At 68.1% G+C, this 13,341-nt stretch carries 10 protein-coding genes; all 10 read right to left on the reverse strand.

Going from position 1 to position 13,341, the window contains the following annotated elements; translation table 11 throughout:
• Nucleotides 1–67: 67 nt before the first annotated feature.
• The 10 genes from JOF47_RS10330 to JOF47_RS10375 all read right to left on the reverse strand — a co-directional run bounded on the left by JOF47_RS10330 (nt 68) and on the right by JOF47_RS10375 (nt 12,575).
• Nucleotides 68–1,093, reverse strand: a complete 1,026-nt coding sequence (locus JOF47_RS10330) for an endonuclease/exonuclease/phosphatase family protein (RefSeq protein ID WP_209997488.1) — start codon at nt 1,091–1,093, stop codon at nt 68–70.
• 21 nt (nt 1,094–1,114) lie between these two features.
• Nucleotides 1,115–1,585, reverse strand: coding sequence for a hypothetical protein (locus JOF47_RS10335; RefSeq protein ID WP_209997489.1), 471 nt, complete (start codon nt 1,583–1,585; stop codon nt 1,115–1,117).
• Complete coding sequence (locus JOF47_RS10340) at nt 1,582–3,237, reverse strand: hypothetical protein (protein WP_209997490.1); 1,656 nt, start codon at nt 3,235–3,237, stop codon at nt 1,582–1,584. Before JOF47_RS10340 ends, JOF47_RS10335 begins: the two co-directional genes overlap by 4 nt.
• 146 nt (nt 3,238–3,383) lie before the next feature.
• Complete coding sequence (locus tag JOF47_RS22180; RefSeq protein ID WP_209997491.1) at nt 3,384–5,714, reverse strand: phosphotransferase; 2,331 nt, start codon at nt 5,712–5,714, stop codon at nt 3,384–3,386.
• Nucleotides 5,707–6,627 carry a glycoside hydrolase family 16 protein gene (locus tag JOF47_RS10350; protein WP_209997492.1) on the reverse strand — a complete coding sequence of 307 codons (921 nt, stop codon included), beginning with the start codon at nt 6,625–6,627 and terminating at the stop codon, nt 5,707–5,709. The genes JOF47_RS22180 and JOF47_RS10350 overlap by 8 nt, the downstream gene beginning before the upstream one ends.
• A complete protein-coding gene (locus tag JOF47_RS10355) occupies nt 6,620–7,660 on the reverse strand; it encodes a GNAT family N-acetyltransferase (RefSeq protein ID WP_209997493.1) in 1,041 nt (346 codons plus the stop codon). Before JOF47_RS10355 ends, JOF47_RS10350 begins: the two co-directional genes overlap by 8 nt.
• Nucleotides 7,661–7,766: 106 nt before the next feature.
• Entirely contained in the window at nt 7,767–8,825 is a 1,059-nt protein-coding gene (locus tag JOF47_RS10360) for a GNAT family N-acetyltransferase (protein ID WP_209997494.1), read from the reverse strand.
• Nucleotides 8,822–9,613 (reverse strand): polysaccharide deacetylase family protein, encoded by a 792-nt coding sequence (locus tag JOF47_RS10365; RefSeq protein ID WP_209997495.1) that lies wholly within the window; start codon nt 9,611–9,613, stop codon nt 8,822–8,824. The genes JOF47_RS10360 and JOF47_RS10365 overlap by 4 nt, the downstream gene beginning before the upstream one ends.
• Nucleotides 9,610–11,796, reverse strand: coding sequence for a glycosyltransferase (locus tag JOF47_RS10370; protein WP_209997496.1), 2,187 nt, complete (start codon nt 11,794–11,796; stop codon nt 9,610–9,612). Before JOF47_RS10370 ends, JOF47_RS10365 begins: the two co-directional genes overlap by 4 nt.
• Nucleotides 11,793–12,575, reverse strand: a complete 783-nt coding sequence (locus tag JOF47_RS10375) for a glycosyltransferase family 2 protein (protein WP_209997497.1) — start codon at nt 12,573–12,575, stop codon at nt 11,793–11,795. Before JOF47_RS10375 ends, JOF47_RS10370 begins: the two co-directional genes overlap by 4 nt.
• Between the last annotated feature and the right edge of the window lie 766 nt (nt 12,576–13,341).

Raw genomic sequence — 13,341 nt, forward strand, 5'->3', positions numbered from 1 at the left:
TCCCCCGCACGGGGACCGGGGCGGCGCTTGCCGCGTTTGGGCCGGCTTGCGGGCTCGGAAACCCGTCCTACGGTTTGTCCGGCTCGATGCCGGTGACCGTCGCGATGATTCCGTAGTGGTCGGTGTCGGGAACCAAGACGCGTTGCCAGCCCGTGGGGGCCAGGCCGCGGACGAGGATGTGGTCGATGGCCGTGAACGCCGGAAGGCTGCCGGTTGCCGACCACGTCGGGATCGGCAGGATGCCCGCGGCGGCGGACGTGTCGGCGAAGTTCCGGGCGAGGTTCCTGAATGCCGGGTGCGCATGGCTGGCGTTGAAGTCCCCCGCCAGCACCATGGGGATGTCCGTGTGCCCGGACTGCCAGGCGTCGATCGACCCGAGGATGCTTCTCCACTTGTAGGCTCCGTCGACGACGGGCGCGTACGGATGCACCGCCGCAACACGGATCGGCCCGAAGCGCGGATGCTCGATCACGGCCGACGGCTGGTCGAAGGCATCAATCCCTTCCGCCACCGGAATCCGGGGTTCCGGCTTCAGCGGGAACCTGGACAGGATGGCCGTCCCCGCGGTGTCGCCGGGAGTCACGGTCGGCGAACGGTAGGGCAGGATCCCCTTGACGCCGCGGGCGAGCAGGTCACTGATCAGTTCCTCGTCGACCTCGACGAGCACCACGACGTCGGCCCGGTGCGCCTTGATGGTGTCAGCCAGGGCGCCGACATCCGCCTGCGAATGCTCGACGTTCACGCTGAACACCGTCAGCGGTGCCGCCGGGGAGGCCGTGGGGATGCCGGCGACGGGCACCAGCGTCGGCAGCAATCCCAGCACAGCTCCCGACACCAGCAGCAGTGCCGGAACCCACTTCCGGCCCAGCGCCAGCAGCAGCGCAACGACCGCCGCGGCCAGGCACAGCGCCGGGACCAGCGCCTGAAGGACCGGGAACCACCCGCGTCCGAGCAGGTCAAGATGGGGAATCACAGCCAGGAAAAGCGCCGCGAGTGCCGCGCAGCCCGTCAGCCAGGGATTCCGGAGCGCCCGGCCGTGCGGCCGGGACAGGTTTCCGCGCTCGATGGCCATCGTGTTGTCCTGGCTGTCCACGTCAGCGAATCGCCCAGGTCGTCATTCCCGCACCCCGGGGCCCGTGGCGCGGTCCGCACCCGGCGGTTGCCCTTCTGGGTCGCGGGCGGGGTACTCCACGCGCAGCCGGGAAACTTTTTCGATCTCGAGCGAGAAGGTTCCCGGTTTCGGGTCGGCGACCTTGTGGGCGGCCGCGGTGCGGCGGAACGGCATGAAACCGCACACGGCGATGAGCACCAGGACGGCGAATCCGGCCACGGGCGACCACCACCCGGTGACCGCCATGGCCGTTCCCACGGCAATCGTCGCGCAGATACTGAACACGGCGGTCAGCGCCAGCGTGTCTCCCCGGTCCTTCAGGTGCATCTGTCGGGCCCACCCGTACCCCGGTATCAGGAGGCAGAACGCCGCGGCGCAGAGCGTGCGCACCCAGCCCACCTCGACGATCAGCAGCAGGAGCAACGCCGCGGCCACCACGGCGGCCTCGGTCAGCAGGAGCCGCTGCCGGCTCATCGTGCGGCTCCGTCGTCCGAGAGCGTGAAAACGATCGCGTCCCGCGACTGGAAGACGATCTTGAAGTCCTTGGATCGGCGCAGCGACTCCTCGATCCTATCCAGGCTGCCCGGCGGCATGGCCTCGCCGTTGTCGACGGCGAGCTTCTGCCCCCGGGTGAACATCACGTAGGCGTCGGCGTACTTCGGGTCCGCGAACCACCGTGCCAGCTTGGCGGCGGGATCGGCCAGCATCTCGGCCGTCGAGTCTTCCGGCTCGCGGTCCAGCGGCACGTAGGTGAACTTGTCGTAGTCGATGAAGCGGCCCGGGTAGTTGGTGCTGCCCTCGACCAGCAGCGATTTCGGGGCGGCGTGCGTGTAGACCCAACGCGACGCTTCAACCTCCTGGGGGGTGAAGTAGTTCTCTCGTTCCTTCCCGTAGTACCCGAGCAGGAACCCCGGGATGACCATGGCCATGATGACGGCGGCTGTCACCAGGCCGCGCACCGGGAAGCCGCGACCCTCCCGCGGCATGCAGGCCTGGGCGGCGAGGATGGCGATGAACGGGGCCGCGAACAGGAAGGCCCGGAAGAGCACCTCGCCGCCGAATCCGGTGGTCAGCACCAGGACACCTGGCAGGACCATGAGCGTCGTGGCGGTGAGCAGCAGGCCGCCGGTCGTCCGGTGGCGCCACACCCCGATCAACGAGGCCAGCACCGAGACGGCCACCGTGAACCTGCCGCCCCAGACCACCTGCAGGTCCGCCTGGCTTGTCTGCCCGCTGGACTTCTCCAGGGTTTGGTCGGCGTTGCCCACGACGTGGCCGAACTCCGACACCAGGTCCATCAGGTTCGGCAGCGTGTAGTCCAGCGCGCCGGTCAGGGCCCAGCCAGCGGTGATCGCGCCCGCCACCAAGGGAAGGTACCAACCCTTGGTGCGGCGCAGGGCGATCAGCGCGAAGATCGCCAGCAGCATCATCATGGGGGTGATCTGGTGGCTGGCGGCGATCGCCGCGACAATCACGACGAACGGCCAGATCATGGCACGCCGCGGCATCCGCCGGAGCATCACTCCGATCAGGCCCAGGTACAGCACATAGGCCACCGCCTGCGGGGAATAGTAGTCCTGTCCCACCCAGTTGATGAGCAGGAAGAACATAAGCCCCAGCCAGATCACCGTGCGGTTTCGGGTCAGGCCGCGGAAGACGAAGCGCAGCACCACGAGGTTCAGCAGGTTGAAGGCCACCGGCGCCCAGGAGGCGATGCCGAGAGTGTCCGGCTGGCCGGACAGCTCCGTCAGCAGGGCGCCGCCGGTGAAGAATCCGGGCCAATTGTGGTAGATCTGCCCGGCCTCGATGCCCGGGTCCACCGAGCCGTTGCGCATGACGTAGTCGACGATGCCGACGTGCTTGTAGGCCCATGCATAGCGGAGGGTGTCGTACAGCACCGGCGGCGTGCCGTGCATCAGGGCGACGTAGGTCACCAGGTAGGTGGCCAGCACCCATTCCGACCGCCGCAGGTACAGACTGGCCAGGAATCCGCCCAGCAACAACACCAGCGCCACAACCGTGAGCGGGGTGAACAGGGTCAGCAACCCCAGTGCACCCATGTTGCGGGGGTCGGCCCCCCGGAAACCCAGGATCCAGAGTGCGACGGCCACGACCGGAACGGCCACGAACACGAGCTCCCGGCGGATCCGAGCGGGGCGTCCGTCGGCAGGCCGCGGCAGGGAGTGGGCCGGCCGCGGAACCAGTGGCGCCGGCGGGTCCGGTGAATCCGATGGGTCCTGCGAAACCGGCAGCGTCCCGTGGCTCCTTACATTCACCGCAGGCCCCCCGCCCGAGTTTTTCTGTTGTCGACGTCGAACAACTTGATGACAGGTCCGACGTTGCGGGCCAGCCAGACGAGCCCGACCCTGTTGGTCGAGGCACGGGCCAGACCCGCTTCGACGTGCCACAGCCAAGTCTGCAACACCAAGTGCTCGATTTCCAGATTTTCGTTGGGCAATTCCACACCCAACCGCGCCAAGTCTGCCCTGAGGCCATCGGGCCTTTCCAGCGCATCGAGCACCGCACTGCCCAGTTCGCCGGGTTGCGTCGTGAGCCACCAGTGGACCAGATCGGTGTCCGGCAGCCCGACGACGCGCGCGTTTTCCCAGTCGACAATGCCGCTTACGCGGGGCGTTCCCGGTTCCCAACCCAGCAGCACGTTGCCCGGCCACAGGTCCCCGTGGACCCAGCCCGTGAGCACCTGCCGGCCAAGCCAGGCCCCGCGCAATTCGGCGGACAGCCTGTCCAATTTGGCCGCGGTGCCCGGAAGTCCATACTCCTGCCGGATCGCGGCGATCGGGCCGTCGACCCATTCGGCCAGCAATCCCTCGTCGATTTCCCGCAAGAGCCCCGTCGCCGAGTGGATCCTGCCTATCGTGGCGAGCACGGTGCGGGCAACGGCATCGCCGGCGGCCGGGTCTGTGGCGGTGGCGGTGGCGGTCCGTCCCGCCAGCCGCGTCTCGGCAAGGACCCTCCGGCCGTCGAGCGTAGCCTGATGCACCGTCCTCGGCAGCAACACCGCCAGGTCGCCGCCGAGTTTCGCGCCGAGGCCCGCCACGGCCGCGGCATGCAGGTCAATGCCCCGCGAGGCAGCCGGCGAGATGGCGATCTTGACCACGAGTTCTCCCTCCGCGCCGCCGACGGCCAGCACCAGGGTGTCCGAGTCCGAGGTCAGCAGTCGCGACTGCGTGTCGGCCGGCAGACCGCAGGCCGCCAGGGCCGGTGCCACCAGGCGCGCGCTGCGCCGGGAGTTGCGCCACTGCCGCCAGGCCCGGGGAAGCCGCCAGGCCTCCGCCGCGAATGAACGCCATCCCCGGCGGTCCGCCCACAGTCCCGAGCGCCCGGAGCACAGAAGGAACAGCGCGACCAGGCACTGGTTAACCAGGATCACCACGCCGATGCCCGTGAGCCCCCACCAGCCAAGGGCCACCCAGGATCCACCCCAGGTGAAGGCGGCGGTGAATGCGTACACCCCGAGCACGGTGCGCATGTCCCCCCGCACCCGGGCGGTGCTGATGCCGATCCCCACGACCAGCTGCGGGATCGCCGAGGCCAGGATGAGTCGCAAGGCGCCCGTGGCGTTTTCGGCATAGTGCGGGCCCATCAGGTGCAGCATGAGCGGGGCCAGCAGGATCCCGGCGAGCGCGGCCGGCACGACCAGCTGGGCGCTGTGCAGCAGGGCCCGGCGTGCATGGGCCGTGGCGTTTTCCGGGTCGTGCGCCGATTCCGCGATCAGTGCGCTGCCGACATTGCTGGTGACCAGGTACAGCGCATACCCCACGGTGTTGGCCATGAACCAGTAGGCACTGGCCTCGGCGCCCGCCACATGGAGCACAATCAGCGTCAACACGTCGGTGGTTGCAAACCAGAGCAGCGACGCCAGGTGGTCGGGAGCGGCGAACCTGACCAGCCGGGCCAGCGGGACCCGGGCCTCCGCGGGTGGCCGGGGATCCAATGCGGCGGCCTGCCGCGCGAACCGCAGCACCAGGGCCGCGACGAACAGCACCGCGAGCACGGCCGGGAGCACCGTGGCGGCAAAGACCGCCCAGGCCACCGTCGAGGCAAGCAACGGCAGCGCAGCGATCTTCAGCACCGAGGAAACCCCGTTCTGGATCGGCACCCAGCCGGTGCGCCGCAGGCCGATGAGCACCTGGTCCTGCAGCACGAAGATCACCCAGACGGCCGTGCCCAGCACGAACGCCAGCACCGTCAGGGGGCTTTCGCGCAGGAAGCCGAGCTTTTCCGCCCACACGGGTTGCCCGGCCAGGAAGATCCCCGCCGCGAGCATGGCCGCCCCGGCGCAAAACGCGTAGCAGGTCAGGATGAGCCGCAGGGTGCCGGAGCCGGCCCCCGGCAGGAAGCGGAGCAGCCCGTTGCGCATCCCCAGGGTCGCGAAGTTGGCCAGCAGGGTCACAGTCGACATGAGCGCAGCACCCACGCCCACGGCCTCCGTCGGGAGGCAGCGCGCGGCAAGCGCCCAGAAGGCAAGACCCAACAGCGAGGTCAGCCCGGTGCCGATGATCAGCGCGTCGGCGCTGCGCCGCAGCGGGTCGCCCATCCGCGTCTTCACCGAGGCCATGAGTCCGTTTTTCACGTTAGTCATTGCTCCGAATCCGGACGTGGTCGATGCCGAAGACGGCCGGGAACTTGGTGTCGGCGTCGGGGGCCCCGGGGAACGAGCCGCCCACGGCCAGGTTCATCACCAGGTACATCGGTTCGTCGGGAACCTGTTCGTCCACCAGTTGCCACACCTGCCGCCCGTCCAGGAAGTACACCAGCTTGCCGGGAGACCAATCCACGCCGATCGTGTGCCATCCCCCGGCAAGGGTGTACCCGTCCGGGAGGACGTATTTCTTTCCGACCGAGTCAGCTTCCCTGTCCTTGGGATGCAGGCGCATCCGCAGCCGCCCTGCGTCGTGGCCAAGCACCTCCAGGATGTCGATCTCGGGCCTGGACTCCTCGTTGGCCGGAAGCAGCCAGATCGCCGGCCACAGCCCCTGTCCCGTGGGTATCCGGAACCGGGCCTCGACCTTTCCGTAGGTGAACGCCAGCTTGGGCGCCTTCTCGTGGGCCGGCGGCCCCGTGGTCACCATGCCCGAGGCAAAGCTGTAGTCCTTGCCGTCCGATGCGGATATGGCGCGGGGCTCGGCGGTCAGCTGCAGGACCCCGTCGGAGACGGTCGCCTGTTCCGGCAGGTACCACTCGAGCTCTTCGTTGGAGCCGATGGTACAGCCGTCCTCCTGCCACCAGTGGCAGGTGTTCCAGATGGAGGCGTCAAGCGTGTTTCCGTCGAAGTCCTCGTCCAGCAGGATCCTGCCCTTGGTCTTCCCGTCCGCGGCTTTCCTTTCCTTGGGCTCCGCCGCGGGAGGCATCGCGAAACCGCCGGGTTTCACGGCGGCGGCCAATGACCCGCTGTCGTCGTCAATCATCTGGGGACGCACGCTGGATCCGAGGAGGGGAATCATCGCGAGAGCCAGCGAGGCGCCCAATGCCGTGGTCCATGGCCGGCTAAACATCGCGGAATCCCAGGATGCGCTTGGCCGCGCGGCGCAGCGTGGTGTCGGTGCGGGTCCAGGGCAGCCGGTCCAACCGCAGCTCGGCGTAGTCGTGGGGCACGGCCCCGAACTTCTCCTTGAACCGGGCCAGCGCGATCGATTGGCCGGACTCGCCCAGGTGGTACTCGGCGCAGCCCCTTTCGCATGCCATTTGGAGGGTGGTCCACTGGACCAATTCCCCCGCACCGGTCGTGCCGACCAGTTCCTTGTCCATGGCCGCTCGCGTGTCGTGGGCGGTTGCAGCGAAAAGCGTGATGGACCCGGCCGCCGGCCTGCCATCCACGTAGGCGAGCGTGACGGTGAAGTTCTCCCCCAGGTGGCGGCCCATGGACTGCAGTTTGCCCAGCGGGTCTCGCCGCCGGGCCCGCGCGTGGGCCAGCATGCGGGGTTCGTGCTGGTGCGCGGCCCAGCGGTCCACCGATGTGAGGAACAGCGAGTAGTACTCACCGAGCAGCGCGCCGGAGTGGCCCGTTTCGATGCGCACCCCTTGCCGTTCCGCGGCCCGGATGCCGCGGCGGGCCGACTTGGACAGGCCGTTCCAGGCTCCCTCTGCCCCGCCGGCCAGGTCGATGACGTGCGCGCGGCGCGGGATCGTCACGACGTTCCTGTCGAGGGCTTCGGCCCAGGGGTTCCACCGTTGCGGATCTGGCCGGATGGACACGCGCTGCCGGCCCAGGCGGCGCAGGTCATGCAGCACCGCGCGGGCCATGTCGACGTCGACGTCGTCCCCGACGAGCCCTCCCATGCCCCATCCCGACGGGTATGACTGGAGCCATCCGCCGACGCCGGCAAGGCCGCGGCGCTGGACCAAGGGCAGTATCACTTCGCGGCCGTCGGCAAAGGAATACAGGCGGCTGGCATCGCGGTAGCGCCCGTCCGCCTCCATGGCATCAACCCATTCCGGGGCGTGCTCCGGCAGGGCCCCCGGGTCGTTGGCCAAGACGCTGTGCCACTTGTCCCGCGGAACGGGCGAGGCAACCAGGTGTTTGATCATGGGACTCATGATCTCTCAGCACTCACTGCTCGGGCGGAACCGGTCAACCGGTCGCCGCATGCTGGATGGCAGGTGCTGCCCGGGGAGGGCACGATCCACGCGGCGGTCACACATCGCGGAATCCAAGGACGCGCTTGACCGCGCGGCGCAGCGCGGCGTCGGCACGGGTCCACGGCAACCGGTCCAGCCGCAGCTCGGCGTAGTCGACGGGGCGGGCCCCGAACTTCTCCTTGAATTGGGCCAGCGCGGCCGACTGGCCGGACTCGCCCATATTGTAGACGGTGCACCCGCGTTCGCACGCCAATTTGATGGCCGTCCATTGGACAAGCTCCCCGGCACCGGTCCTGCCGACCAGTTCCCTGTCCATGGCCGAGCGGGTGTAGTGGGCCGTCCGGCCGTACAGCGTGATCGACCCGGCGGCGGGCTTGCCGTCGATGTAGGCGAGGGTCACCAGGAAGCCCTCTCCCAGGTGACGGCCGATGAATTGCAACTTGGACAGGGGATCGCGCAGCTTGGCCCGGGCGTGGGCAAGCGCCCGCGGCTCGTGCTGCTGCTCGGCCCAGCGGTCCACCGAAACAAGGAACAACGAGTAGTAGTCCTTGAGCAGGGCACCTGACTGGCCCGTTTCGATGTGCACTCCCTGCTGCTCGGCCGTCCTGACGTGCCGGCGCGCCGAATTCGACAAGCCGTGCCACACGCTGTCAACGCCCCCGCCCAGGTCGATGATGTGAACGCGCCGCGGAATCGTGAGCACGTTTGCGTCGAGGGCTTCGGCCCAGGCCTGCCACCGCTGGGGATCCGGGCGGATGGCCACGCGCTGCCAATGCTGTTCGCGCAGGTCGCCCAGCACGGCGCGCACAACATCCACGTCGATACCGGCCCCTACCAGTCCGCCCATGCCCCAGCCCGAAGGGTAGGACAGCAGCCATCCGCCGATGCCGGCCAGACCGCGGCGCCTCACGAACGGGAGTATCGCTTCGCGGCCGTCGGAAAAGGTGTAAAGGCGGCTGGCATCGCGGTAGCGACCGTCGTCGGTCAGCGCGTCGACCCATTCCGGGGAATGCTCGGGCAGGGCCAGCGGATCTCCGGCCAGCACGCTGCGCCACTTGTCCCGGGGAACGGGCGAAACCACCTGGTGCGTGATCGGGGCTGTTTGAACCGTCATGATCCGGTCCTTGCACGGAAGCGCCGCACTTCCCGCCACACGCCGGTCCGCAGGCGCTCCCGGCGAGGGGCTCGCCTGGCATGGCGCCCGTCCAGGACGCCCGCGAGGTGCTCAGCGGTGCAGTCTGCCATCACGGTGTACCTGGCCAGGGCAAATCTGTCGTCCCCGGCGTGGCTCAGCGCGTTGCGCACCGCGGCGGCGGACTTGAAGCCCGCATCAGCGACCATCTTCTTGGTCGCCCGGTCGTGGTAGCCATGCGGGTAGGCGAAGGTCTCGACCCGCAGGCCCACGATCGCCTCGAGCGCCTTCTTGCTGTCGCAGATTTCGCGCCAGGCCCGCCCGCGCCCCACGATGTCCAGCTGGGGGTGGGTCATGCTGTGCGCACCGATCTCCACGCCGTCGTCGGAAAGCGCACCGATCTCGACGGCCCCCAGGATGGGCAGCCCGGCGGCGCCCACGGGTTCGAGCCATTCGCTGCTGCCGCCGACCAGGCCCGCGGTGACGTAGAGGGTGGTTGGCACCCCCCTGGCCTTCATCAGCGGCCAGGCGTTCGAGGCGAAGTCGGAGAACCCGTCGTCGAAGGTCACCACCACGGCCCGTTCAGGCACCGGGCGCCCCGCCAGGGTCAGTTCCGTGAGTTGGCCGATGGTCAGGCCCTCGTAGCCGAGCTCGACGAGCATGTCGAGGTGTTCCTCGAACATTTCGGGCCCCACCGCCCACGGCTTGAAGTCTGCAGGGGGTTGGTCGCTGACGGAATGGTACAGAAGGATCGGGATGTCCTGGCTCATCGTTTTCCCCCCTGCTTGGCTGCCCGGTTGAGCCGGTGCCGGCTCAACACATACCGCCCCGGTCCGGAGGCCAGGCCCCTCCGATGCTCGCGCAACAGGTCCTTCGGCCACGGAGGCAGTCCCTCGACGGCAGGCGGGCGCAGGATCCGGGCGGCCCTGGCCTGCAGGGACGCCGTGTTCAAGGCAAGTGCCACAACCATGCGCGGATCGCGCAACAGGCAGCGCGTCAGGTGGGCCCCGAGCCCGGCCCCGTAGCCGTAGACCTGGCGGCGCAGGGCCGCATAGTCGCGGTGGTGCGGATGCAGCACAATGGCCGCCGGCTCGTAAACGATCCGGTGCCCGGATTCCAGCACGTCGTAGAAGGCCGCCAGGTCGTCCCCGCCCATCGCCACCGTGCCGGTGCCCAGGGCCGTCTCGAACCCCCCGGCGCCTTGCAGGTAGGAGGTCCGGAAAGCCATGTTCGCCCCGGAGCCGCAGGCCCCGGAGGCGTAGGGTAGCAGGGGGTTTTCGCCGTTGCGCCGCGTGGGGTCGAACACCCGGCGGCCCAGGCCCTTGTCGTAGGTTTCGTTGCCCTCGACCCACTGCTGCGGAAGTGTTTCGAGCTCGCGGGGTGCGATCATGCCGGTGACGCACACGGCCTGCGCGTCCTCGGCGAAGACCCGCACGAGCCGCTCGAGCCAGCGCGGATCGGCCAGAACGTCATCGTCCGTGAAGGCCACGATGTCCGTGTCGATGTGCGCAAGGGCGGCGTTGTGGGCGTGGGCCAGCCCCGGCCTGTCCTCGCGCACGTAGACCAGGCGCGGATCCTGCTCGGTGCGAAGCGCCATCAGTTCGGCGGTTTGGTTGTCCGACGGGGCGTTGTCCACGACGATGATGCGTTGCGCGGACGCGGTGCCTGCGAGGATCGAGTCCAGGCATTCGACGAGTTGTCCGGGCCGGTTCCGGGTGGCAACGACCACCGTGGCCGGTACCCCGGCATCGGGTGCCGCCGCGGTTGACCGTTCGGGCCGGCTTTGGGAGGAACCGGTCCGAGGTGCCGCTTCGGCCACGCGCCGGCGGACCAGCTCGGCGGTGAGCGGTTCCTCCCGGGAAAGCTCGATGCGCACCTTGGCGACGGGGTCACCGCCGTTGGTGACCAAGCACAATGCACTTCTGTGCGTGGCGCCGGGCTCGACGGTGTTGAGCGCTGCGGCCGGATCCTGCAGTTCGATGACCAGGGGCAGGATGGGCGGCACCGCCGGCAGCTCCGCCATGGGTTCGCCCGGGCCGGCAAGCCGGGCCTTCAGGAAGCCGGCGGTGGTGAACGACAGGCCGGCCACAATCGCCCCGGCCCTGGCCGGACCGAACCGGTCCATGCGGAGCCCCGCGGCGAGGTTGCGCAGCACCCCGGAGGGAAGGGTCCGGCCCACGAACGAGCGTTCCGCGGAGAGTCCCCGCGCGGGGCCCGCAGTGCGGGCGACCCGCGCCTTGGAGACGCCCTCGGCGTGGCACCGGGTGCGGAAGTACAACCATGTCGCCCTCGCCTCCGGGACCTTGTGGTGGACGACGGCATCCGGTTCATAGAGGAACACGCCGTCGGGGAAAATCGTGGAAGCGCGGATGCACCACTCAGTCTCCTCGCAACCCGCCGCGCCGACCGCGGTGCGGCCCAGCCCGCTGTCGAAGCCTCCGACGGCTTCGAGGACGGAGCTGCGCATCGCCATGTTGCACCCCATGAGGTTGCGCACCGCCGCGCGCTCCCCCGGCAGGCCCGTGTAGCTGCAGCCAACGACCCAGCCGAACTCCGCCGGCCACCAGGCCGGTTCGGCGCTCTGCCAGACGGGCACCGCGGAACCGCCGACGCCCAGCACCCGCGGATCGGCGAACGGCGCGACAAGCCGCTCCAGCCACCGCGGATCGGCGGTTGCATCGTCATCGAGAAAAACGACCACCTCGCCGCGTGCCACGCCGATCCCGGTGTTTCGCGCCCCGGACAGCCCGCGCGGGCCCGTGCTTGCGACCACTTCGGCGCCCTCCAGGTCCAGGCGGGCCCGGACCAGCAGTTCCGGATTGTGGTCGACAACGACAACCAGCTGATCGCATGGCAGGCTCTGGCCCCTGACGGAGGCCACGGACGCCACAAGGTCTTCCCAGCGCCGCTCAGTGTACGTGCAGATCACGACCGAGGTCGTAACGGTGCTCATACATTTTCCGCCTGACTTGCCAGGTAGGCGGCTCCCACCAGGGCCTGAACGGCCGGACGCGGCACACCCAGGCCGGAGCGGGCCCGCGTCAGTCCGCGCCGTTCGCGGTAGATGGTTCGCAGTACGCGTGCCCCGTCCCGGAACGTATGCAGGTTGCTTTCCCCGTGGATCCGGGAACTCTCGAACGAGGCGACTTCCACAACGCGCAGCCCCGCTGCCAGAGCCCGGATGTTCAGGAAGGTCTCCACCTCGAACCCGCCGACTTCGCCTTCAAAGGCGGGAAGCACGTGGCGCCAGAAGGCCATGTAGCCGTAGCACAAATCGGAGTAGCGCCCGCCAAAGACCATTCGGACCGCCTGGGTGAGTGCGAGGTTGCCGGCAGTGCGCAACAGGGTCAGGTCGCTGCTGCCGCCCCCCTGCACAAAACGGGACCCCTTGACCACATCGGCCCCCGATTGAAGCGATGCAACGAAGACCACGATGTCCGATACGTCCATCGATCCGTCCGCATCCATCATCACGATGATGTCACCACGGGCGGCCTCAAAGCCGGCCCGCAGGGCGTGGCCCTTGCCATGGCGCTGCTCGAGCACAATCACCGCATCCGGCCGGAGTTCACGCACGACGTCCAGGGTGCCGTCGGTCGATTCCCCGTCGACGATGATCAGCTCATCCACGATGTCGGGAATGGTCGGCAGCACGTGAACGAGGTTCTTCGCCTCGTTGAGAGTCGGGATGATGAGGCTCACGTTAGGGCGGCTGTCCGGAAGGTAGATCATCGAAGAAGTGGGTGCAGGCCTCCCCAAGAACTCCTGCAAATCCTCATGCTTGTTGATCAAAGTCATTTTAGATTACCCCCAAGGTAAATTAATTTGTTTTCGAGTTTTGAATCATTCTCCGGTTTGCTTTTGAAGGCAATTGCTATCGTTCGGTGCGGCCGCACGCCGCGCCAGTCACCACATAGCCTCTTCGCGAAACTCCACGACGGCACTGCCCCTAACAACGAACCGCCAAACAGGTTCCCCAAGGGTTCCCGCGATTGTTGATCGTGCGAAAGAGTTCCCCTCACTCTTGGCCGGAAGGAGCTGCGTTTGTCGGGAGCATCCCCAGACGCGGAACGCCAATCGCCGACCCCAGTCCGATGAATTCAACTAACCCGGATACATGGAGCCAGCTGCCCCAGAGCGTCTCGGCTTGGAAGCCGTGGACCATGTAGACCGGATGCGGATCATCATCCAAACGAGTACGTCTGGATTACCTCAAACGTTAGGCAACCCCATGCCGTGTGCTCACGCGTAACGGATACCCAATTGCTTGCAGCCGACTACTTGGATTCAGGTTTGCCATACTCGAAGAGCACGCATCGAGTTGAAAACTCCTATACTTATGGCCTTTTAGCTGGCCTTCACGGATTGCCCTTCAAACCCTGCGTGACGACCCGCGGAGCACAGGTCGATGGCCGGACGGTGCAGGATTGGACGCATCGCCAACCCTGCACCTGTCGCGGGACACGCCGGCGGATCCACCCGTCCGCCGAACAACGCC

This window comes from Paeniglutamicibacter kerguelensis (genome assembly GCF_017876535.1).
Lineage (GTDB): Bacteria > Actinomycetota > Actinomycetes > Actinomycetales > Micrococcaceae > Paeniglutamicibacter > Paeniglutamicibacter kerguelensis.

Bases quoted from the DNA above. Each gene is read 5' to 3' on its own strand.
- JOF47_RS10360 (WP_209997494.1), bottom strand. From the start codon at position 8,825: ATGACGGTTCAAACAGCCCCGATCACGCACCAGGTGGTTTCGCCCGTT.
- JOF47_RS10370 (WP_209997496.1), bottom strand. From the start codon at position 11,796: ATGAGCACCGTTACGACCTCGGTCGTGATCTGCACGTACACTGAGCGG.
- JOF47_RS10375 (WP_209997497.1), bottom strand. From the start codon at position 12,575: ATGATCTACCTTCCGGACAGCCGCCCTAACGTGAGCCTCATCATCCCG.
- JOF47_RS10350 (WP_209997492.1), bottom strand. From the start codon at position 6,627: ATGTTTAGCCGGCCATGGACCACGGCATTGGGCGCCTCGCTGGCTCTC.
- JOF47_RS22180 (WP_209997491.1), bottom strand. From the start codon at position 5,714: ATGACTAACGTGAAAAACGGACTCATGGCCTCGGTGAAGACGCGGATG.
- JOF47_RS10365 (WP_209997495.1), bottom strand. From the start codon at position 9,613: ATGAGCCAGGACATCCCGATCCTTCTGTACCATTCCGTCAGCGACCAA.
- JOF47_RS10335 (WP_209997489.1), bottom strand. From the start codon at position 1,585: ATGAGCCGGCAGCGGCTCCTGCTGACCGAGGCCGCCGTGGTGGCCGCG.
- JOF47_RS10355 (WP_209997493.1), bottom strand. From the start codon at position 7,660: ATGATCAAACACCTGGTTGCCTCGCCCGTTCCGCGGGACAAGTGGCAC.